This is a genomic window from Bradyrhizobium sp. SYSU BS000235 (assembly GCF_049747295.1).
Classification (GTDB): Bacteria; Pseudomonadota; Alphaproteobacteria; order Rhizobiales; family Xanthobacteraceae; genus Afipia.
The window spans coordinates 2,518,635-2,539,033 of record NZ_JBMHJM010000001.1; the positions used below are offsets into that span (position 1 = coordinate 2,518,635).

The following is a 20,399-nucleotide window of genomic DNA, read 5'->3' on the forward strand; positions in this document are numbered from 1 at the left end:
CCGCTTGGGCGGCTTCTGGCAGCTATGCGGTGCGCTTATTGGACTTCCGCGACGACGCGGCCGACACCACGGCCGGTCAGGCCGATTGCGCGGGCGGCGCCCTTCGAAAGATCGAGAACGCGGCCACGAACGAAAGGACCGCGGTCATTGACGGTGACAACGACGCTATGTCCGTTGTGGGTCACGCGCAGACGGGTGCCGAACGGCAGGCTCCGATGTGCGGCAGTCATGGCGTTCTGATTGAACCGTTGGCCCGAGGCAGTCTTGCTGCCGGATTCATTGCCGTAATAGGAGGCCATTCCTGAAAATGAGTGGCCGGAGCTGATTGAGGCATTGGCATCGCGCCAATCTCTACGAGGGCGGGCCTCACTCGCTGACGCAGTAAGAGCCACAGTGCCGGCAGCCAGCACAACCATCGAGGCATTCCGAATTGTCGCGCCTCGAAATGGCACGCCCTTGAGAGCGTTAATCATATAGCTAATCCCCTAATTGGTATTGCAATCCATCGCCTGGCTATATCGAGCCAGTTGTTACGACTTGCGGTGGATCATTCAATAATGAGGCATAAGCACGGCAATCAAATTCGTTCCATCGAACGGTACAATTATGTTTAAAATGCAGCGTTAACTTCTATGTTTTCCATAATCTGTATTTGTCGACAGTGAATACATCAGTATTACTTACCTATACTGTATAGTTCGTCGAATTATTGACAACCTCAAGTAAACGTAAAGAAACCGTAACCGCGCGAGATATGCGTTTGCGGAATGCTTGCGTGCCGTGAGAGGGACGTTCCGTTGAGTTTCTGCAACGCCAAGGCGTGACGCTGAGGCTGCTTGGCCGCTTGGTCTGTGAAGGCGGCCGGCCATGATTCGATTCCTAGGTCCGGAGGCCATTGACCCAGATCAAAGTGGGTGGGGAGGTTGGCGGCTAGGTGGTCGTGGCGATGGGCCGGCCGCTGCGACAAACCGGCGTCGTGAAAAACGCGTCTGTAAACGCCGTCATGTTGCACCTGCGCGCGCCCTATGTTAGCAAAACCGCGATTTTGGGCTGCTGGGTAGGTCGCTCCGGCCAAAAATCGAAGTCCCGCTTGAATTCCAAGGACTTGAATCGCTTGGTGCCTTCCCGGCACCGTACGCTGGCGATGGTCGTTTCCTTGGGCATTCATCAGCTAGAGAGCTTTTTTGTGGCAGCTGAAGATCCATCCGTATCAGGCGTGTCCGGTCGCTATGCGACGGCGCTGTTTGAACTGGCCCGCGACGCGAAATCCGTCGATGCCGTTAAGGCAGACCTCGACAAGTTTGACGCCATGCTGGCGGACAGCCCGGATCTCGTGAGGCTTGTTCGTAGCCCCGTTTTTACAGCCGATGCGCAAATCAAGGCGCTTTCCGCCGTGCTCGACAAAGCCGGCATCAGCGGCATTGCCGCGAATTTCCTCAAGGTCCTGACCGCCAATCGCCGGCTTTTTGCCGTCGCCGATGTCATCAGGGCCTTCCGTGCGCTGGTCGCCAAGTTCAAGGGCGAGGCCACCGCTGAAGTTACTGTCGCCGAGCCGCTCAGCGACAAGAATCTCGACGCCCTCAAGGCCGCACTGAAGTCAGTGTCGGGCAAGGACGTCGATCTCAACGTGAAGATCGATCCGTCAATCATCGGCGGGCTTGTCGTCAAGCTCGGCAGCCGCATGGTGGACAGCTCGCTTCGCACCAAACTCAATTCGATCAAGCACGCGATGAAAGAGGCAGGCTGATGGACATCCGCGCCGCGGAAATTTCCGCAATCCTCAAGGACCAGATCAAGAATTTCGGCCAGGAAGCTGAAGTCTCCGAGGTCGGTCAGGTTCTCTCGGTTGGCGACGGCATTGCCCGCGTCTACGGTCTCGACAACGTCCAGGCGGGCGAAATGGTCGAGTTCGAAAACGGTACGCGCGGCATGGCGTTGAACCTTGAAGGTGACAACGTCGGCGTCGTTATTTTCGGTGCCGACCGCGAGATCAAGGAAGGTCAGACCGTCAAGCGCACCCGCGCCATCGTCGACACGCCTGTCGGCAAGGGCCTGCTCGGCCGCGTCGTTGACGCGCTCGGCAATCCGATCGACGGCAAGGGGCCGATCCAGTCGACCGAACGCAAGCGCGTCGACGTCAAGGCGCCAGGCATTATCCCACGCAAGTCGGTGCATGAGCCGATGGCGAGCGGCCTCAAGGCCATCGACGCCCTGATCCCGGTTGGCCGTGGCCAGCGCGAGCTGATCATCGGCGACCGTCAGACCGGCAAGACCGCGATCGCGCTCGACACCATTCTGAACCAGAAGCCGCTGAACGTCGCCGGCGCGCCGGAGAGCCAGAAGCTCTACTGCGTGTACGTCGCGATCGGCCAGAAGCGTTCGACCGTTGCCCAGTTCGTGAAGGTGCTCGAAGAGCAGGGCGCGCTGGAATACTCCATCGTCGTCGCAGCGACCGCCTCGGATCCTGCGCCGATGCAGTACCTCGCGCCGTTCACCGGCTGCACCATGGGCGAGTACTTCCGCGACAACGGCATGCATGCCGTGATCATTTACGACGACTTGTCCAAGCAGGCCGTCGCCTACCGTCAGATGTCGCTGTTGCTGCGCCGTCCGCCGGGCCGCGAAGCTTATCCTGGCGACGTGTTCTACCTGCACTCCCGCCTTCTGGAGCGCGCCGCTAAGCTCAATGACGAGCATGGCAATGGTTCGCTGACCGCGCTGCCGGTGATCGAAACCCAGGCCAACGACGTGTCGGCCTACATCCCGACCAACGTGATCTCGATCACCGACGGCCAGATCTTCCTGGAAACCGATCTGTTCTTCCAAGGCATCCGTCCTGCCGTGAACGTCGGCCTGTCGGTGTCGCGCGTCGGATCGTCGGCACAGACCAAGGCGATGAAGAAGGTCGCCGGCAAGATCAAGGGCGAGCTCGCGCAGTACCGTGAAATGGCGGCGTTCGCGCAGTTCGGCTCGGATCTCGACGCGTCGACCCAGCGCCTGCTGGCACGCGGCTCGCGCCTCACCGAACTCCTGAAGCAGCCGCAGTTCTCGCCGCTGAAGATGGAAGAGCAGGTCGTCGTGATCTGGGCCGGCACCAACGGCTATCTCGACGGCATTCCGGTCAGCAAAGTCCGCGCCTTCGAGGACGGCCTGCTGTCGCTGATGCGCGGCAAGCACGTCGACATCCTCAATGCGATCCGCGACTCGCGCGATCTGTCGGATGACGTGGCCGGCAAGCTCAAGAGCGCAGTCGAAGCTTACGCCAAGACGTTCGCTTGATTTTTAAATGGCCGAAGTTCGCTTCGGCCATTCACGCCTCGTGCGTAAAAACATTTGAGACGGGATGCCCGGCGTGCGGCCGGGCATGACGACAGAGGGATTTGCGATCCAGCTAAGCGTTGGATCGTCAGGGTGAGATAAAGAATGGCGTCTCTCAAGGACATGCGCGTCCGCATCGCCTCCACCAAGGCGACGCAGAAGATCACCAAGGCCATGCAGATGGTGGCAGCGTCGAAGTTGCGCCGCGCCCAGACCGCTGCCGAAGCCGCGCGTCCTTACGCTGAGCGTATGGATGCGGTGATTTCCAATATTGCCGGCGCGGCCAAGGGTGGTTCCGCGCCCGTATTGCTCGCCGGTACCGGCAGCGACAAGGTGCATCTGCTGCTGGTTTGCACGGGCGAGCGCGGCTTGTCCGGTGCGTTCAACTCCTCGATCGTGCGTCTGGCGCGTGAACGTGCACTGGCGCTGATGAACCAGGGCAAAGAGGTCAAGTTCTTCTGTGTCGGACGCAAGGGCTATGAGCAGCTGCGCCGCCAGTTCGACAAGCAGATCGTCGGGCACACGGAGCTGCGCTCCGTGAAGGTGCTCGGCTACAAGAACGCGGACGAGATCGCGAAGAAGATTATCGCGATGTTCGAAGCGGGCGATTTCGATGTCTGCTCGCTGTTCTACTCCCGTTTCAAGTCGGTGATCGCACAACTGCCGACCGCACAGCAGATCATTCCGCTCGTGCTGGAGGAGAAAGACGAGGGCAAGAACGCCTCGAACGCGGTCTACGACTACGAGCCGGCCGAGGAGGAAATCCTCGCTGACCTGCTGCCGCGGAACCTCGCAGTGCAGATTTTCCGCGCTCTGCTCGAGAACAACGCCTCGTTCTATGGTGCGCAGATGACCGCCATGGATAACGCGACCCGCAACGCGGGCGACATGATCCGCAAGCAGACGCTGATCTACAACCGCACCCGTCAGGCGATGATTACGAAAGAACTCATCGAAATCATCTCCGGTGCAGAGGCAATCTGAGGAGAGTCACGATGGCTTATGTCACGAAGGCTACCACGTCAGGCGGACGCAACGGACGTGCGGTTCTCGAGAATGGCGGTCTCGCGCTCGCCATGGCTCTGCCGAAAGATCTCGGCGGCAACGGCGAGGGGCACAACCCGGAGCAGTTGTTCGCGCTCGGTTGGTCATCCTGCTTCGGCCAGGCCATCCTGGTGTTGGCCAAGAAGCACGGACTGGACGGCCAGGCCGCCAAGGTGACCTGCGAAGTCACGCTCAACGTCAATGACGGTGCGTTTTCCCTCGCAGCAGAAATGAAGGTCGCGCTTCCAGGTGCAGACAAGGACAAGCTGCAGGCGCTGATCGAAGACGCTCACACCATTTGCCCGTATTCGAAGGCGACCAAGGGCAACGTGCCCGTCAAATTGACCGCCGTTTAAAGTTTCAGACTTCAGGAGAGACTATCCATGGCTTCCCCCGCCAACCAGATTGGACGCATCACCCAGGTCATCGGCGCCGTCGTCGACGTGAAGTTCGACGGCTACCTTCCTGCAATTCTCAACGCCATCGAAACCAAGAACCAGGGCAACCGCCTTGTGCTCGAGGTTGCGCAGCATCTCGGTGAATCCACCGTGCGCGCGATCGCGATGGACACCACCGAAGGTCTGGTGCGCGGTCAGGAAGTCACTGACACCGGTTCACCGATCAAGGTGCCAGTGGGTGACGGTACGCTCGGCCGCATCATGAACGTCATCGGTGAGCCGGTGGACGAACAGGGCCCGGTCAAGGCTGACAGCACTCGCGCGATCCACCAGGAAGCGCCGCTCTACACCGATCAGTCGACCGAAGCGGAAATTCTCGTCACGGGCATCAAGGTCGTCGACCTGCTCGCGCCTTACGCCAAGGGCGGTAAGATCGGCCTGTTCGGCGGCGCCGGCGTCGGCAAGACCGTGCTCATTCAGGAGCTGATCAACAACGTTGCGAAGGCGCACGGTGGTTATTCGGTGTTCGCCGGCGTGGGTGAACGCACCCGTGAAGGCAACGACCTCTATCACGAGTTCATCGAATCCGGCGTGAACAAGAAGGGCGGCGGCGAGGGCTCCAAGTGCGCTCTCGTGTACGGCCAGATGAACGAGCCTCCGGGCGCTCGCGCCCGCGTCGGCCTCACCGGTCTGACGGTCGCTGAACACTTCCGCGATCAGGGCCAGGACGTGCTGTTCTTCGTCGACAACATCTTCCGCTTCACGCAGGCGGGCTCGGAAGTGTCGGCGCTGCTCGGCCGTATTCCTTCGGCGGTGGGTTATCAGCCGACGCTGGCGACCGACATGGGCGCTTTGCAGGAGCGCATCACCACCACCAACAAGGGTTCGATCACCTCGGTGCAGGCGATCTACGTGCCGGCCGACGACTTGACCGACCCGGCGCCTGCAACCTCGTTCGCCCACTTGGACGCGACGACCGTGTTGAACCGCGCGATTTCCGAAAAGGGCATCTACCCGGCGGTGGATCCGCTCGACTCGACGTCGCGCATGCTGTCGCCGCTGATCGTCGGCGAAGAGCACTACCAGACCGCGCGTATGGTTCAGCAGGTGCTGCAGCGCTACAAGTCGTTGCAGGACATCATCGCCATTCTCGGCATGGACGAACTGTCCGAAGAGGACAAGCTGACGGTGGCCCGCGCCCGCAAGATCGAGCGCTTCCTGTCGCAGCCGTTCCACGTCGCTGAAATCTTCACCGGTTCGCCGGGCAAGTTCGTCGACCTCGCCGACACCATCAAGGGCTTCAAGGGCCTTTGCGAAGGCAAGTACGATCACCTGCCGGAGGCTGCCTTCTACATGGTCGGCACCATTGAAGAGGCTGTCGAGAAGGGCAAGAAGCTCGCAGCAGAAGCGGCGTAATCACGATGGCCACATTTCACTTCGATCTTGTTTCCCCGGAAAAGATCGCCTTCTCGGGTGAAGTCGAGCAGGTCGATATTCCCGGCGTGGACGGGGATTTCGGCGTGATGGCTGGTCATTCGCCATTGGTGGCGAGCGTCCGTCCGGGCGTCATGACCGTCACCGTCGGCGGCAAGCACGAGAAGATCATCGTGCTTGGCGGCCTTGCGGAAATCTCTGAAAAGGGCCTCACGGTGCTCGCTGACACCGCGACATCTCTGGCCGAACTCGACAAGGTCGCGTTCGCTGCTCAAATCGCGGAGATGGAAGAAGGCCTGAAGGAAGAAGAGCCCGGCAATGCGCTTGACCGCGCAATCACCCGGCTCGATCACTTCAAGGCGATTCAGACCTACATCACCTCGACGGCGATGCATTGATCTGCGCTTCCATATGAATCGAAAAAGCCCCGCATCTGCGGGGCTTTTTTGTTGTGCAGCCTATTTGGCGGCGAACTTGGCGAATTCCTTGACCACGCGCTCGTAGACCGGCCGCTTGAACGGCACGATCAGCTCAGGAAGATTCTTCATGGGCTCCCAGCGCCAGTCGACGAACTCCGGTTTGTGTCCGGCAGGAGAGACGATGTTGATCTCGTGGTCCTTGCCGGTGAAGCGAATGGCGTACCATTTCTGCTTCTGACCTCGAAAGCGGCCCTTCCAGGCGCGGCCAGCCACCGTGCGCGGGATGTCATAGGTCAACCAGTCGGCGACCTCGGCGAGCTTCTCGACCGACCGGGCATTGGTTTCTTCGTAAAGCTCGCGTTTGGCAGCGGCCCAGGTGTCCTCGCCGGCATCGACGCCGCCCTGCGGCATCTGCCAGACATGGGTTTGGTCGACGTGCTCCGGGCCACCGGCGCGGCGCCCGATAAACACCAGCCCTTCCGTATTGATCAGCATCATCCCGACACAGGTCCGATAGGGCAGATCGTCGTAACGCGCCATCCTTTAAAATCCCTGGTCGTGAGCCGTTTCGGCGAGCGCTCCTGCGCCCGTGTGCTCCATGCTGCATGATCGAACCGGAGGCCGGTCCTGGCTTGGTGTGTGGTTCGGAAGTTCGCTACGATCTGCGCTGCAGTCTGAGGCGAACTTCGGAGTCACGACACTAGCTTGATTTTGGTTTCAGCATCACCGTTGTCAACGGCACAAGCATGATCCCGCGCGCCTCGAGCTGCTTGGCCCAGTTCCCGATCCGTTCGATCGACACCGGCAATGCGGACGCAACGCCGATGGCGGAGCCGCGCTCCCGTGCCAATGTCTCGAGTTTAGCGAGAGATCGGTCGATATCGAGGGGCGTGGGCAGCGTATCGATGGTCACGTCGGCCTTGGCGTACGGCATGCTGATGCTGTCGGCGAGAACGCCAGCAACGCTTCGCGAGACCGAGCCATCGTCGAGATAGGCCAGCCCGCGTTTACCGGCGTCCTGAATGATGGGCTTCATGACGGCATCGCTCGCCAAGAGGCGCGATCCCATGAAATTCGCGATGCCGACATAACCTTGGAACCGACTCATATGCCACGCAAGGCGGTCGAGGTTCTGTTCGGGACCGAGCGACGTCAGAAGAGTCTGCGGGCCGGGATCGTTGTCAGGATAATCGAACGGTTCCATCGGCACCTGAAGCAGCACCTCGTGCTTTTGCGCGCGGGCTCGCGTCACGAGCTTGGCGGGATCGGCACCATACGGCGTGAAAGCTAGGGTTACTGCGCCGGGAAGTTTGAGAATGGCTTCGGTCGTCTTGGCGGCGCCGACGCCGAGCCCTGTGATGACAATGGCGATGCTTGGCGTCTTCGCGGCGCGCGCGCGTTCGGCGTCGCTGCCGGCGGCATAGGCGCGGAACGGTTTCAGGCTGCCCGCGACAGTCGGAATCATGCCAAAGCGCGATGCTTCGAGCAGCTTCGGATTGATGTCGGCCGCCGGTGCTGACGAGTCATCGCTTTTGGCCGCGCCGTCGGAACCGCCTCCGATCACAACGTCCTGACGGCTGCCGCTCGAGCCATCGATGATCGTGACTGTTTGCTTCCCTGCGGCGTTTTGAGCTTCGCCGGCCGGCGCTTGGGCCTGCGGGGCCATGGTGGATGGTGGAGCAGATTTGTCGCCCGACGACGGCGCTTTGTAGGTGACCGTGGCGATCGGCTCACCGCCCAAGGGGTTGTTGTTGAAAATCGCGAACCCGAGAAAGGTCGCAAGAAAAAGACCGAACAGAGCGGTCAGTGCCTGCGGTGCGGTGAAGGGAAGCTGGAATCGCCGTCTGCGCGGCCGATCCTGCCCGAGTGGGGCGCTCAGATCGTCGGTGGTCACTGCCAATCAACCTCGCGAATCAATCGGTCGAATCCTAGCACGACCACGGCGAGCGGGCCGCACGCTGCGGCGTGAAACCAAGATAGTTTGCGGAGGCGGATACCAACGAAAAGGGCGGCCCGAAGGCCGCCCAAACCGGATTTAATGTTTTGTTCTAAGAGCCTGTCAGTTGGCAGCCTTGTTGCTCGCCTTGTCGGTAGGCGTCGGTGCCGAGGTGGTCTGTTTGATGCCGTGAAGCAGATCATCAGCCATCTTCAGAGCCTTGTCGTCCTTGGCATCCGGCGGCACGTAGGACTGCGAACCGGTCTCTTCCTGGCCTTCAGCCTTGAGATGGCCGCGCAATGACGCTTCGCCCTTGGTGTCGGTCTTCGACTTCAACTCATCAGGCACGTCCTGCAGAACTTCGATGTCCGGGATGATGCCCTTGGCCTGGATCGACTTGCCCGACGGCGTGAAGTAGCGCGCAGTGGTCAGCCGAAGCGCACCATTGCCCGAGCCAAGCGGGATGATGGTTTGCACCGATCCCTTGCCGAACGAACGGGTGCCGAGCAGCGTTGCGCGCTTGTGATCCTGCAAGGCGCCCGCGACGATTTCCGAAGCCGATGCGGAGCCGCCATTGATCAGAACGATCACCGGCTTGCCCTTGGCGAGGTCGCCAGGCTTGGCGGTCCGGCGCTGCGTTTCCTCGGCATTGCGGCCGCGGGTCGAGACGATCTCACCGCGATCGAGGAATGAGTCGGAGACCGATACGGCTTCCTCAAGCAGCCCGCCCGGGTTGTTGCGCAGGTCAAGGATGTAGCCCTTGATCTTGTCCGGACCGATCTGCTGGGTCAGGTTGGCCATCTCGCGCTTCAGGCCCTCAGTGGTCTGCTCGTTGAAGGTCGTGATGCGGATATAGGCGATGTCGTCGCTCTCGACGCGGGCGCGCACGGAGCGGACGCGGATGTTATCGCGGGTCAGGGTGACCTCGATCGGCTTGTCCTGTCCCTTGCGGACGATCTTCAGCCTGATCTTGGTGTTGATCGGGCCGCGCATCTTCTCGACGGCCTGGTTCAGGGTCAGACCTTGAACCGCCTCGTCGTCGAGGTTGGTGATGATGTCGTTGGCCATGATGCCGGCCTTCGACGCGGGCGTATCGTCGATCGGCGAAACGACCTTGATCAGGCCGTCTTCCATCGTGACTTCGATGCCGAGTCCACCGAATTCACCGCGCGTCTGCACCTGCATGTCACGGAAGCTCTTGGCATCCATGTAGCTGGAGTGTGGGTCAAGACCACTCAGCATGCCGCTGATGGCGGTTTCGACCAGTTTGCTGTCATCCGGCTTCTCGACGTAGTCGCTGCGGACGCGCTCAAACACGTCGCCGAACAGATTGAGTTGGCGATACGTGTCCGACGATGCGGCGCGCGCTGTCGATCCGACCAAAGCCGCGCGCGGCTGCGTCAGGAAGAGCGTTGCTGCCGCGCCTGCAGCGGCGCTGAGGAGGATAAGGGAAGTCTTACGCATCATCCGCGAACCTTTTCGCCTTGTTTTGCGGCCCACCATGGGCCCGAATCAATTGGAGTGCCGTCTTTCCGGAACTCGACATAGAGGACTGGCTGGCTGGGTGCCGCCGCTAGAATTGAAGCGACCTGAGACGTGCTTCCCATGGTCGCAACCGGCTCTCCCGTCAGAACAAACTGGCCGATGTTGACCGAAATACGTTCCATCCCGGCGATCAGTACATGATATCCGCCGCCCGCATTGAGGATCAAGAGTTGTCCATAGCTTCGGAAGGGTCCCGCATACACAACCCAGCCATCACACGGGGTTGTGACCTGAGCCCCCGGTCGCGTGGCTACGGAAATACCCTTTTCCTGGCCGCCAACGCCATCGGAACCGCCGAAATTCCGGATCTTGGTGCCGTTAACCGGCATCGGCAATAAACCCTTGGCGGACGCGAAAGCGATGGCCGGGCTGAGGCGGCCCGGATCCTTGAGGGCGCCGAGGTCCGGCTTGCCGTTCAATGCCACCGGGGTTCCCTTCAACTCCGCAGCGGCCGCAGCCTTCGCGGCCGCCTTCACGTCCTGCTCCATCTTCGCGATCAGGTCCTGAAGGCTGTCGGCCTGCCGTGACAGGTTGGCTGCGCGTTGCCGCTCGGCCTCCATATCCCTTTCAGCGTCGGCCTGGCTTTTCTGGCGTTCCTGGACCAGAGCGGCCAGCCGCGTGCGGTCGGAATTGAGCTTGTCGCGATCGGCGGCCAGCCTGTCGCGCTCCTCGGAAATATTCTTTCGTAGCGAAACGAGTTCACCCAGGTCGCTTGCGAGCTTTGTGGCGCGGGCGCGCATCTCTGGCACCACGGCGCCGAGCAGCATCGCGGTTCGCAGCGACTGCAGGGCATCCTCCGGCCTGACGATGAGCGCGGGCGGCGCCCGGCGTCCGGCTCGCTGGAGGGCGGCAAGCACCTCGGCGATCTCGTCGCGGCGCGATTCGAGCGAGGCACGTATCTGGAGCTCTCGCGCATCCAATGGCCGGAGCCGGCCTTCGGTGTCGGCCATCTGGCTTTCGACATCGCGGACGCGCCCTGCAACATCGATCAATTGCTGGTTCAGTTTGGCACGGTCTTGGCCAATGGCGGCGATGTCAGCCTTGAGCTTCTGCTCCTGCTCAGCTGCTTGTCTCTGCTGTTCGCGCGCGGCTTCGAGCTCTTGCGTTCGTTGCTTGATCGCCTCGGGGTCCGGTGCTGCGATCTGGGTCTTGTTGGTTTGGCTCTTGGCAGTCTGGGCAGCGGCCGTTGAAATCAAGAGACCGATCACGTCAACATGAGCCGCTTGCACGCATGACAAAGCCAGGGGCAATGCTGCGCCCTGCATCAACCTGCGCATCGTCAGCGGGTTTGCGGTGCTTATCGCGTGGGTCACGTGCGGTTCAATATGTCTGCCGACTCAAGCGCGGTGATAAGGGTGGCCGGACAAAATGGTCGCGGCCCGATAAATCTGTTCCAGTAACATGACACGCACCATCTGATGCGGCCAGGTCGCTTTGCCGAATGCGACGCTGAACTTTGCTTTGCGCCTCAATTCAGGCGAAAGTCCGTCCGCGCCGCCGATCAAAAAAACAGCATTTGGAACTGATTCGTCGCGCCAACGGCCAAGATGTCGTGCGAAAGTGGCGCTGTCGATAGTCTCCCCGCGCTCATCGAGGGCAATGATGGACGATTTGTCAGGAATCAGCGCCGTGATTGCCAGAGCTTCTTCGGCGATTCGTGCCGCCGCATCGCGTGCCCGGCTTTCCGGAATCTCGTGAATCTGGAGGCCGCGAAATCCGAGCTTGCGGCTGATGTCGTCAAAACGTTCGCGATAGCGTTCAGCGAGCTCCCGTTCGGGACCTTGCTTGAGGCGGCCGATGCCAATGACGATGACGTGCATGAGAGTCTTTAACATGCGCCACGGCAGCCGGACATGTGTTTGTTGTTTACGGTAAATCCGTCTCAGCCGATGGAGAGCCGAGTGCATTCGCGCGTACATCGGAGGGTTTTGCGCCGTAACGGCGTCGGAACGTGCGGTTGAAGTAGGACAGGTCGCGGAAGCCGACATCATAGGCGATGGCGCTGATCGCGCGCTTCGCCAGACGCGGATCGGACAACATCCGATGAGCCTGCATCAGGCGCTGCGTCAGAATGAATTCGGACACCGACAAACCTTCGGCTTCGAACAGCATGTTGACATAGCGGGCAGAGATGCCGTGGCGCTGTGCCAGCATCTCGGCAGACAGGTTTTGCCGAAAAAGGTCAGCCGCGATGTCATCCTTGATGGCACGCAGCCGCGCCATGCGCACGCCACGCTGTCCAGCGATCTGCGCACCGTCAGACGTTGCGCCGAGCGCCAGGCTGGCGAGATCGTGCATGTGCAGCACCACGGCGCGGCGCAACGCCGGTGTTGCCAGCGCGTCCATGTCCTCCATGATCCCGGCGTACCTGATCAGCATCTGCAAGGCGGGATTGTCGCGTGCAACGGCGCGAACAAGGGCTGCATCGACATCCGGTGTGAGTGACGACAGCAGTGATCGGTCAAGCCGGAAGTTCAGCAGGCGGGATGGCACATTGCCATAGAAAACCCCCGCCGAGCCATTCGATATCAGTGTCGCTTCGCCGTCCCGGATCGTGACTTCCCGTCCGATTTGCTGAAGCGTGCCGCAGCCCTGTGACGTGAAGACGAGAACGACATCGTCGTTATCGATCATTTCGGCGCTGTGGGTGTTGCGTGTCGGCGAAATGATGCCGGATGCAAGGCCGAAGCCCGACAGCCCGCGTACCGTGAAATCCAGTTCAAAAGGATGGTCGGGATGTGGATCTATCTCGAGCTGCATAACCTGGCGTCCGTAGGTTTCCCGGAACGCCTCCACACGGTCACGGCCTGAGAACGCTGCACTCGTCAGGTGCATCGTTATGAAGTCGTCATTCACCATTCACGCCCCCGCGCCAGAGGCGTTTTATTACCATGGGATTGGTGGCGGTGCCATTCAGGAGGGTTCAGCAACGCCGCAACTTCATCGAAGCTTGATTGCCGGCTTTCCGATGGCTGCGATCGGATTTTTCGCGAATTGCGCGGCCTTTAAGCAACGCGGCCCGTCAACTGTGTGGGTCGAACTTTCACGCGACGAGGGCTGGCCCGTATCGCGCGGAGCAACAAGGTGCGGGGAATTTGGCGCGCCAATTTTTGTGCCGCAGACATGCGGCACAAGACATGCGACGCAAAAGTTTCGCAGCCGAGGCCGCGATCAGGTGTGCGCTTTTCAGCGCGCGCGTTTTGCCGTCGGTTTGTCCGAGGTCCACATCTTTTCAAGATTGTAGAACTCACGGACTTCCGGTCTGAACACGTGAACGATCACATCGCCGGAGTCGATCAGCACCCAGTCGCAGGCGGTCAGGCCTTCGACGTGAGGAGCTGCGATTCCGCTCTCCTTGAGACCCTTGGCGACATTCTCCGCGATCGCGCCGACGTGGCGGTTGGCCCGCCCCGAGGTGACGATCATGTAGTCGGTGATGGAGGATTTGCCGCGGAGGTCGATGGTGACCGTCTCTTCCGCCTTCATGTCGTCAAGACGGGAGAGGATCAGGTTCAGCGTCTCGTCGGCGTCAGGGCGCGCCTTCAAGGCCGCTACAGGCATCGTTTCAGTACGAGCCTTGGACAATACAGACGTGGTCAGGGACCATTCCTTTCACTGTATCGCGAGCATCGAATCCTGATGCCCGCTTCATCATAAACACTTGGGGTTAACGTTTTCAATCTTCCAGAGTGGAACTTCAGTGCGGCGTAAAGTTCCTTGCTGAAAAACATCATGGGCTCTTCCAACTCCCATCCGGGTTCCGGAGACGAGTGGAAGAGAGGTCCGATTTGAGACCCGTCAGAAATGTCCACGCAGGTGCGCGGCGAGCAGCCAAGGTTCCCGCATCCCGCTCATCGACACGGTAATGCGCCAGCGTTTGTGCGGCCACAGAGGAGAGAGCGCGAAAGCTGTCGGGCGGGCGGTCGATCACGGCGATCGGCACCAGGTCTGCGATGCGTCGCCAGCTTTCCCAGCGATTGAATTGCGCAAGATTATCGGCGCCCATGATCCAGACAAAACGCACGCCGGAACAACGGCGACGCAGGTATGAAATCGTGTCCATTGTATACCGCGTGCCGATGACAGCTTCGAGACAGCTGACATCGATGCGCGGATCATTCGCCATTTTCTCCGCGGCAGCGACCCGGTCATCGAGCGTATGGAGGGCTTGTCCGCGCTTCAGCGGATTCCCCGGCGACACCAGCCACCAGATGCGGTCGAGCTTCAGACGCTTCAATGCAAACAGGCTGATCGCACGGTGAGCATCGTGCGGCGGATTGAATGATCCTCCCAGCAAGCCGATGCGCATGCCATCCGTATGAAACGGGATGTCATGAGGCTGATGAATCTCGGCGGGCAATGTCAGGTCGTTCACGGGCGCGTTTGGCCTGTGCCGTGAACGCGATATTTAAAGCTGGTCAGTTGCTCGACGCCGACCGGCCCTCTTGCGTGGAATTTGCCGGTCGCGATTCCGATCTCCGCACCGAAACCGAATTCTCCGCCGTCGGCGAACTGCGTCGAGGCATTGTGCAGAACGATGGCCGAGTCGACTTCGTTGAGAAACGTCTGAGCGGCCTTCGCGTCTTCGGTGACGATGGCGTCGGTATGGTGCGAACCGTAGCGTTCGATATGCGCGATCGCTTCATCAAGTCCGCCCACGACTTTCGCCGAGATGATCGCGTCTTCGTATTCGGTCGCCCAATCTTCTTCCGACACGGGCTTCACGCGGGCATCGACTGCACGCACGTCGTCTGTGCCGCGAACTTCACAGCCGGCATCGAGCAGCATCGTCACCAGCGGCTTGAGCTGGGTCGGCGCAACGGCCTTGTCGACCAGCAGAGTCTCGGTCGCGCCGCAGACGCCGGGACGCCGCATTTTGGCGTTGAGCACGATGGTCTTGGCCATGTCGAGTGATGCAGCCTTATCGACGAAGACGTGATTGACGCCTTCGAGATGTGCGAACACCGGCACGCGGGCTTCGTCCTGTACGCGGGCGACCAGGTTCTTGCCGCCACGCGGAACGATCACATCGATCGCACCCTGAAGTCCGGCCAGCATCAATCCAACCGCCGCACGATCGCGCGTCGGCACCAGCACGATTGCCTCTTCGGGCAGTCCCACTTTGCGCAGCCCTTCCACCAGGCATCGATGGATTGCGCTGCACGAGCGGAAACTGTCGGAGCCGCCGCGCAGGATCACGGCGTTGCCGGACTTGAGACAGAGCGCACCGGCGTCCGCTGCAACATTGGGGCGGCTTTCGAAGATCACGCCGATCACGCCGAGCGGCACGCGCACGCGTTCGATGGTCATGCCGTTGGGACGTGTCCAACTCTCCATCACTTTACCGACAGGATCGGCGATGTCGCGCACGACATCGATGCCCGCGGCCATCGCCTTGATGCGCGCTTCATTGAGCGCGAGACGGTCGACGAATGCCGTGCTTGAACCGGCAGCTTTCGCCTCTTCGACATCCTCCGCGTTGGCGGCGAGGATCGCGGAGGCATTGGCGCGGATGGCATCAGCCATCGCAGCCAGAGCCGCGTTCTTCTGCTCTGTTGGCGCGATCGCCAGCACGCGCGCGGCGCGGCACGCGCCGGCGGCAAGCTCCATCATGAGAGCATTGAGGTCTGTCGTGCCATCAAGGGCTTTGAGCGGGGCGGTCATGTCGGTCTATCTGGGGTGGAATTTACCTAAGGCCATGCCGTAGCACAGAAAATCCGGCGCTGCGAGATTTAGCAGGCATGGCAGCCCGGCGAGGGGTCGGCCAGTGGCCGATAACAACCCAGAAAGAGCTATTTAGCGCTGTCGGTGCCGCGAGGCCCGCCCACGACCAGGTCGTCCCGGTGGATCATCTCGGCCCGGCCGCTGACACCCAGGATCTGGGCAGCGTCCGACGACGACCGTCCTTTGATCTTCTCGGCGTTCTCGGCGTCATAGGCCACGAGGCCGCGCCCGATTTCATGGGTATCCGGTCCCCGGACCACCACGGCATCGCCGCGGGCAAATTGTCCATCCACCCGGATGACGCCGGCCGGAAGCAGGCTTTTGCCGGCGCGCAGCGCGGCGACCGCGCCGGCGTCGATGGTGAGTGTGCCTTTGGGCTCGAGCGATCCCGCAATCCAGCGCTTGCGCGCGGTGACGGGGTTGGCCGGCGTCAAAAACCATGTGCAAGCTCCACCATCGGCGATGGCCTGCAGCGGGTGTTCGATCTTGCCGGATGCGATCAGCATATGCGTGCCGGCGCTGGTTGCGATCTTCGCGGCCTCGATCTTGGTGCGCATGCCACCGCGCGAGAGTTCGGATTCGGCGGCGCCCGCCATCGCTTCGATGTCGGCGGTGACCGACTCCACGACGGGAATGAGCTTGGCGTTGGGATTGGCTGCTGGCGGCGCGGTGTAAAGCCCATCGATGTCGGAGAGCAGCACGAGCAGATCGGCGCTGGTCATGGTTGCGACGCGCGCGGCGAGACGGTCATTGTCGCCGTAGCGGATTTCATTGGTCGCAACGGTGTCGTTCTCGTTGATCACAGGCACCGCACGCCAATCGAGCAGTTTCGAGATGGTGGAGCGCGCGTTGAGATAGCGCCGCCGTTCCTCGGTGTCCTGCAGCGTGACGAGGATTTGTCCCGCACCGATGCCGTGAGCGCCGAGCACTTCGGACCAGATTCGCGCTAGCGCGATCTGCCCGACAGCGGCGGCAGCCTGACTTTCCTCGAGCTTCAACGTGCCGCTCGGCAGTTTGAGGCGGCTGCGGCCAAGAGCGATCGAGCCGGACGAGACGACGAGCACGTCCTTGCCGTCGTGGTGCAGTTTCGCGATGTCGGCCGCAAGCGCTGCAAGCCACGCGGCCCGCACTTCGCCGGCTTTCGCGTCGATCAACAGCGATGAGCCGACCTTGACGACGATGCGGCGGAATTTCTTCAGGGAGGGCTTCGACATGAGAACGCAGTGTTTGACGAAAATGAATGAGCTACAGAGAGAACGGGTCAGGAGCCGAGTGGCGACCAGCTTTTGGTTTCAGGTTCTTCATCGGCAATGGCGGGCGACTCGGTCGCCTTTCGTGCGTTGGCCGAGACGGGTGCCTCGTCGATCACCGTGATAAGTGCGCGCAGTGCCTCGGCGATACCTTCCCGCGATATACCAGAAATCAACAGCGGCGTCTTTTTTGCAGCGCGCTTCAGTCGTGCTTTCTGGTCTTTAAGATGTTCAGGCGAGACGGCATCGATCTTGTTGAGCGCGACGATTTCGATCTTGTCGGCAAGATGCTCGTCATAGGCTTCGAGTTCGGCGCGAACGGTCTTGTAGGCCTTGCCCGCATGCTCGCAGGTGGCATCGATAAGATGCAGCAAGACACGGCAGCGCTCGACATGGCCCAAGAACCTGTCGCCAAGCCCGACACCTTCGTGAGCGCCTTCGATCAATCCCGGAATGTCCGCGAGGACGAATTCGCGGCCATCGACGCTGACGACGCCGAGCTGTGGGTGCAGCGTCGTGAACGGGTAATCCGCGATCTTCGGTTTCGCCGCGCTAACGACAGACAGGAACGTCGATTTACCGGCATTGGGCAACCCGACAAGACCAGCGTCTGCGATCAGTTTCAGCCGCAACCAGATCCAACGTTCCTCGCCCGGTTGACCGGGATTGGCGTTGCGCGGCGCGCGGTTGGTCGAGCTCTTGAAGTGCGCATTGCCGAAGCCGCCATTGCCGCCTTCCGCCAGCACAAATTTCTCACCGACTTTCGTAAAGTCGTGAATGAGTGTTTCGCGATCTTCGTCGAAGATCTGCGTGCCGAGCGGGACCTTGAGCACAATGTCTTTGCCGCCCGCGCCGTGGCGATCCGACCCCATGCCGTTCACGCCCTTCTGGGCCTTGAAGTGCTGCTGGTAGCGATAGTCGATCAGGGTGTTGAGGCCATCCGCGACTTCGACGATCACGTCTCCGCCGCGCCCGCCGTTACCGCCGCTCGGTCCGCCGAACTCGATAAATTTCTCGCGGCGAAATGCCACGCAGCCGTTTCCGCCATCGCCGGAGCGAATATAGACCTTGGCTTCATCGAGGAATTTCATGGTTCATCCGTGACGGCGCGCGATCAGCAAAAATGCCTTTTGATCGCTGAAAATGCGGAAACCGGCCGCGCCGCTCGTTTCCGTTCAAGTCATATATGCGCCATGGGCGCCGCAGCGGCAACCGATTGATGCATGCTGGTAGGTTAATGGCTGCATTTGTGGCGGTTGCAGTAAACGCTTTGGGCCCGTAAACGGGATTTCTGGTGTCCCGACCGCCACACCAGCCGCATTTTGGTCCGATTCATCCCCGGCACAGCCATGTTCGCGAAAATCTCCGCCGATGCCAACAATCGCTCGGCCCGGCTCGCCGGCATTGGCCTGATGCTGCTCGGCATCTTTTTGTTCTCGTTTGGCGACGCGCTGGGAAAATTCATCGTCGGGACCTATTCGGTAGGACAATTGCTGTTCTTGCGCAGTATCGGATCGCTGATCCTGGTCTCGCCGCTGATCTGGCGCTATCGGGCGCAATTCACCAATTGGCAGCGGCCCGGTCTGCAGGTTCTCCGGGTGGTTCTGTCCTCGGCGGAAGTGGCCGCTTTTTTTGTTGCAGCGATCTACCTGCCGCTCGCCGATATCATCACCTACTACCTCGCAGCTCCGATCTTTGCGACGGCGGGCGCCGCGTTCTTCCTCGGCGAACACGTCGGCTGGCGACGTTGGGCCGCGATCGCGGTGGGATTTTGCGGCGTCCTGATTGCGCTGCAGCCCTCAACGCAGACCATCAGCTGGCCCGCGCTGATCGCGCTCGGCGGCAGCACGTCGTTTGCCGCCCTGATGCTGGTGACGCGTTTTCTGCGGGATACGCCGGACATCGTGCTCGCATCGAGCCAATTCGTCGGCACACTGGTGTTGGGTGGTTTGATCGCACCACTGGGTTGGGTGACACCATCATTCTCGCATCTTGGTTTCTTCTTGCTGGCCTCGTGCTTCTCCGTCGGCGCAGGTCTCAGTGTGAACCGCTCGCTGATACTCGCGCCGGCCAGCGTCGTGGTGCCGTATCAGTATTCCATGATCATCTGGGCGGTGATCTTCGGTTATGTCGCGTTCGCAGACGTTCCAGCGCCACACACGCTGGCGGGAGCCGGGATCATCATCGGCGCAGGGCTCTACATCTTTTTCCGCGAGCGCAGTCTTGCGCGGCAGGAGCCGGTGGTGGTGTCCCCGCCGGGCTAAGATGCCGTTGGCATAGCAACGGCAAAAGGCGTGCATTTCTGCCAGTTGTTCTGGGTGCGAATGGTTTCTAAGCATTGAGGAGCGTGACAATTCCGTCGCGCTGTGCCCGCCTCTATTGCACCTTCCAACAATTGCAGATGCCTTTTTCGTTCAAACGGCTGACCGGCGCGACGGCGAAATCTTCGACGTTGAAGGGCATTCTGTTCATGGTGGCGAGCGTATCGATTTTCTCGCTCGTCAACGCCTTCAGCAAGATGATGGTGGCGACGTATCCTCCGGCGCAGGTGTTTTTCATCCGCGGCTTCGGCGCGTTGGCGGTGCTGCTGCCGTTTCTCGCCCGCAACAACTTCGCCGCAGCGAGAGCCCTGCCGCGGCCGGGCCTGCAGGCGCTGCGGATGGCGTTCTCGGTGGCGGACGGCATGCTGTTCTTCACGGCGATCAAGTTCATTCCGCTGGCGGACGCCACCACCTGCTATCTTGCGGCGCCGATTTTCGTGACCGCGTTTTCGGCGATTCTCCTGCGGGAACAGGTCGGCTGGCGACGCTGGAGCGCGGTGGTTGTCGGCTTTATCGGTGTTCTGATTGCCCTGCGCCCGACAGGGGCAACCTTGTCCTGGCCGGCGCTGATCGCGCTTGCCGGCTGCCTGTGTCAGTCGATGTTCATGATCACCACGCGCTTCGTGCGGGGAACGTCCAATGTGTTTCTGGGCACGGCACAGGTCGTGGGGTCATTCCTGTTCGGCGGCCTTCTGTCCGCGTTCGTGTTTGTGCCGCCGACCTGGGCGATCGTGGGGTTGTTGATGCTCAGCGGCATCATCAACGTTGCGGGCATCCTGTGCATCAACCGGTCGCTGACGCTGGCGCCGGCGAGTGTTGTGGCGCCGTTTCAGTACACCATGATCATCTGGGCCATCGTGCTTGGCTTTCTGGTGTTCGGCGACGTGCCATCGCCGAACACCATGATCGGAGCCTTTATTGTCGCGTGCGCCGGCATCTACATTTTCCTGCGCGAACGTGTGGTCATGCACCGCGAGCCGGAGCCCAATCCGCCGACGGTGGTGTAGCGC

General features: G+C 61.0%; 20 protein-coding genes. 8 read left to right on the plus strand and 12 right to left on the minus strand.

Annotated elements, in window-relative coordinates; translation table 11 throughout:
* Nucleotides 1-35: 35 nt before the first annotated feature.
* Nucleotides 36-473, minus strand: coding sequence for a septal ring lytic transglycosylase RlpA family protein (locus ACP0KA_RS11785; RefSeq protein WP_424628972.1), 438 nt, complete (start codon nucleotides 471-473; stop codon nucleotides 36-38).
* Nucleotides 474-1,186: 713 nt separating this feature from the next.
* Here ACP0KA_RS11785 and ACP0KA_RS11790 point away from each other — a divergent pair.
* The 6 genes from ACP0KA_RS11790 to ACP0KA_RS11815 all read left to right on the plus strand — a co-directional run bounded on the left by ACP0KA_RS11790 (nucleotide 1,187) and on the right by ACP0KA_RS11815 (nucleotide 6,592).
* A complete protein-coding gene (locus ACP0KA_RS11790) occupies nucleotides 1,187-1,747 on the plus strand; it encodes a F0F1 ATP synthase subunit delta (RefSeq protein WP_424628973.1) in 561 nt (186 codons plus the stop codon).
* On the plus strand, nucleotides 1,747-3,279 hold the full coding sequence (gene atpA, locus ACP0KA_RS11795) for a F0F1 ATP synthase subunit alpha (RefSeq protein ID WP_424628974.1): 1,533 nt from the start codon (nucleotides 1,747-1,749) through the stop codon (nucleotides 3,277-3,279). Before ACP0KA_RS11790 ends, atpA begins: the two co-directional genes overlap by 1 nt.
* 144 nt (nucleotides 3,280-3,423) lie before the next feature.
* Entirely contained in the window at nucleotides 3,424-4,302 is an 879-nt protein-coding gene (locus ACP0KA_RS11800; protein ID WP_424628975.1) for a F0F1 ATP synthase subunit gamma, read from the plus strand.
* 11 nt (nucleotides 4,303-4,313) lie between these two features.
* The gene (locus ACP0KA_RS11805) at nucleotides 4,314-4,718 is read left to right on the plus strand and encodes an organic hydroperoxide resistance protein (protein ID WP_424628976.1); all 405 of its coding nucleotides are present in this window, start codon (nucleotides 4,314-4,316) and stop codon (nucleotides 4,716-4,718) included.
* A 27-nt stretch (nucleotides 4,719-4,745) separates the two neighbouring features.
* Nucleotides 4,746-6,176: a F0F1 ATP synthase subunit beta gene (gene atpD / locus ACP0KA_RS11810; protein WP_424628977.1), complete on the plus strand. Its 1,431-nt coding sequence runs from the start codon at nucleotides 4,746-4,748 to the stop codon at nucleotides 6,174-6,176.
* Nucleotides 6,177-6,181: 5 nt separating this feature from the next.
* Nucleotides 6,182-6,592 (plus strand): F0F1 ATP synthase subunit epsilon, encoded by a 411-nt coding sequence (locus ACP0KA_RS11815; RefSeq protein WP_424628978.1) that lies wholly within the window; start codon nucleotides 6,182-6,184, stop codon nucleotides 6,590-6,592.
* A 60-nt stretch (nucleotides 6,593-6,652) separates the two neighbouring features.
* On the opposite strand, the gene ACP0KA_RS11820 is transcribed toward ACP0KA_RS11815, so the two are convergent.
* The 11 genes from ACP0KA_RS11820 to obgE form a co-directional block, all read right to left on the minus strand.
* Nucleotides 6,653-7,153: an RNA pyrophosphohydrolase gene (locus tag ACP0KA_RS11820; RefSeq protein WP_424628979.1), complete on the minus strand. Its 501-nt coding sequence runs from the start codon at nucleotides 7,151-7,153 to the stop codon at nucleotides 6,653-6,655.
* A gap of 160 nt (nucleotides 7,154-7,313) precedes the next feature.
* A complete protein-coding gene (locus ACP0KA_RS11825) occupies nucleotides 7,314-8,513 on the minus strand; it encodes a divergent polysaccharide deacetylase family protein (RefSeq protein WP_424628980.1) in 1,200 nt (399 codons plus the stop codon).
* A 159-nt stretch (nucleotides 8,514-8,672) separates the two neighbouring features.
* The gene (locus ACP0KA_RS11830) at nucleotides 8,673-10,016 is read right to left on the minus strand and encodes a S41 family peptidase (protein ID WP_424628981.1); all 1,344 of its coding nucleotides are present in this window, start codon (nucleotides 10,014-10,016) and stop codon (nucleotides 8,673-8,675) included.
* Nucleotides 10,013-11,359 carry a murein hydrolase activator EnvC family protein gene (locus ACP0KA_RS11835; protein WP_424631566.1) on the minus strand — a complete coding sequence of 449 codons (1,347 nt, stop codon included), beginning with the start codon at nucleotides 11,357-11,359 and terminating at the stop codon, nucleotides 10,013-10,015. Before ACP0KA_RS11835 ends, ACP0KA_RS11830 begins: the two co-directional genes overlap by 4 nt.
* Nucleotides 11,360-11,431: 72 nt before the next feature.
* On the minus strand, nucleotides 11,432-11,914 hold the full coding sequence (gene rlmH / locus ACP0KA_RS11840; protein WP_424631567.1) for a 23S rRNA (pseudouridine(1915)-N(3))-methyltransferase RlmH: 483 nt from the start codon (nucleotides 11,912-11,914) through the stop codon (nucleotides 11,432-11,434).
* Between the two features lie 46 nt (nucleotides 11,915-11,960).
* On the minus strand, nucleotides 11,961-12,953 hold the full coding sequence (locus tag ACP0KA_RS11845; RefSeq protein ID WP_424628982.1) for a helix-turn-helix domain-containing protein: 993 nt from the start codon (nucleotides 12,951-12,953) through the stop codon (nucleotides 11,961-11,963).
* A gap of 327 nt (nucleotides 12,954-13,280) precedes the next feature.
* A complete protein-coding gene (gene rsfS / locus ACP0KA_RS11850) occupies nucleotides 13,281-13,655 on the minus strand; it encodes a ribosome silencing factor (protein ID WP_424628983.1) in 375 nt (124 codons plus the stop codon).
* Nucleotides 13,656-13,824: 169 nt separating this feature from the next.
* Nucleotides 13,825-14,469 (minus strand): nicotinate-nucleotide adenylyltransferase, encoded by a 645-nt coding sequence (locus tag ACP0KA_RS11855; protein WP_424628984.1) that lies wholly within the window; start codon nucleotides 14,467-14,469, stop codon nucleotides 13,825-13,827.
* Nucleotides 14,466-15,758: a glutamate-5-semialdehyde dehydrogenase gene (locus ACP0KA_RS11860; RefSeq protein WP_424628985.1), complete on the minus strand. Its 1,293-nt coding sequence runs from the start codon at nucleotides 15,756-15,758 to the stop codon at nucleotides 14,466-14,468. Before ACP0KA_RS11860 ends, ACP0KA_RS11855 begins: the two co-directional genes overlap by 4 nt.
* Nucleotides 15,759-15,886: 128 nt before the next feature.
* Nucleotides 15,887-17,032 carry a glutamate 5-kinase gene (gene proB / locus ACP0KA_RS11865; RefSeq protein WP_424628986.1) on the minus strand — a complete coding sequence of 382 codons (1,146 nt, stop codon included), beginning with the start codon at nucleotides 17,030-17,032 and terminating at the stop codon, nucleotides 15,887-15,889.
* A gap of 47 nt (nucleotides 17,033-17,079) precedes the next feature.
* Nucleotides 17,080-18,159 carry a GTPase ObgE gene (gene obgE, locus ACP0KA_RS11870; RefSeq protein ID WP_424628987.1) on the minus strand — a complete coding sequence of 360 codons (1,080 nt, stop codon included), beginning with the start codon at nucleotides 18,157-18,159 and terminating at the stop codon, nucleotides 17,080-17,082.
* A 258-nt stretch (nucleotides 18,160-18,417) separates the two neighbouring features.
* On the opposite strand from obgE, the gene ACP0KA_RS11875 reads away from it, so the two are divergent.
* Together ACP0KA_RS11875 and ACP0KA_RS11880 are read left to right on the plus strand one after the other, a co-directional pair.
* Nucleotides 18,418-19,332, plus strand: a complete 915-nt coding sequence (locus tag ACP0KA_RS11875; protein ID WP_424628988.1) for a DMT family transporter — start codon at nucleotides 18,418-18,420, stop codon at nucleotides 19,330-19,332.
* Between the two features lie 137 nt (nucleotides 19,333-19,469).
* The gene (locus ACP0KA_RS11880) at nucleotides 19,470-20,396 is read left to right on the plus strand and encodes a DMT family transporter (RefSeq protein WP_424628989.1); all 927 of its coding nucleotides are present in this window, start codon (nucleotides 19,470-19,472) and stop codon (nucleotides 20,394-20,396) included.
* The last annotated feature ends 3 nt before the right edge of the window (nucleotides 20,397-20,399 follow it).

Excerpts from the sequence above, each read along its gene's own strand:
- ACP0KA_RS11835 (WP_424631566.1), bottom strand. The coding sequence starts at position 11,359 with ATGCAGGGCGCAGCATTGCCCCTGGCTTTGTCATGCGTGCAAGCGGCT.
- ACP0KA_RS11845 (WP_424628982.1), bottom strand. The coding sequence starts at position 12,953 with ATGGTGAATGACGACTTCATAACGATGCACCTGACGAGTGCAGCGTTC.
- atpA (WP_424628974.1), top strand. The coding sequence starts at position 1,747 with ATGGACATCCGCGCCGCGGAAATTTCCGCAATCCTCAAGGACCAGATC.
- proB (WP_424628986.1), bottom strand. The coding sequence starts at position 17,032 with ATGTCGAAGCCCTCCCTGAAGAAATTCCGCCGCATCGTCGTCAAGGTC.
- rsfS (WP_424628983.1), bottom strand. The coding sequence starts at position 13,655 with ATGCCTGTAGCGGCCTTGAAGGCGCGCCCTGACGCCGACGAGACGCTG.
- obgE (WP_424628987.1), bottom strand. The coding sequence starts at position 18,159 with ATGAAATTCCTCGATGAAGCCAAGGTCTATATTCGCTCCGGCGATGGC.
- ACP0KA_RS11785 (WP_424628972.1), bottom strand. The coding sequence starts at position 473 with ATGATTAACGCTCTCAAGGGCGTGCCATTTCGAGGCGCGACAATTCGG.
- rlmH (WP_424631567.1), bottom strand. The coding sequence starts at position 11,914 with ATGCACGTCATCGTCATTGGCATCGGCCGCCTCAAGCAAGGTCCCGAA.
- ACP0KA_RS11860 (WP_424628985.1), bottom strand. The coding sequence starts at position 15,758 with ATGACCGCCCCGCTCAAAGCCCTTGATGGCACGACAGACCTCAATGCT.
- ACP0KA_RS11880 (WP_424628989.1), top strand. The coding sequence starts at position 19,470 with ATGCCTTTTTCGTTCAAACGGCTGACCGGCGCGACGGCGAAATCTTCG.
- ACP0KA_RS11820 (WP_424628979.1), bottom strand. The coding sequence starts at position 7,153 with ATGGCGCGTTACGACGATCTGCCCTATCGGACCTGTGTCGGGATGATG.
- ACP0KA_RS11830 (WP_424628981.1), bottom strand. The coding sequence starts at position 10,016 with ATGATGCGTAAGACTTCCCTTATCCTCCTCAGCGCCGCTGCAGGCGCG.
- atpD (WP_424628977.1), top strand. The coding sequence starts at position 4,746 with ATGGCTTCCCCCGCCAACCAGATTGGACGCATCACCCAGGTCATCGGC.
- ACP0KA_RS11875 (WP_424628988.1), top strand. The coding sequence starts at position 18,418 with ATGTTCGCGAAAATCTCCGCCGATGCCAACAATCGCTCGGCCCGGCTC.
- ACP0KA_RS11800 (WP_424628975.1), top strand. The coding sequence starts at position 3,424 with ATGGCGTCTCTCAAGGACATGCGCGTCCGCATCGCCTCCACCAAGGCG.
- ACP0KA_RS11805 (WP_424628976.1), top strand. The coding sequence starts at position 4,314 with ATGGCTTATGTCACGAAGGCTACCACGTCAGGCGGACGCAACGGACGT.
- ACP0KA_RS11815 (WP_424628978.1), top strand. The coding sequence starts at position 6,182 with ATGGCCACATTTCACTTCGATCTTGTTTCCCCGGAAAAGATCGCCTTC.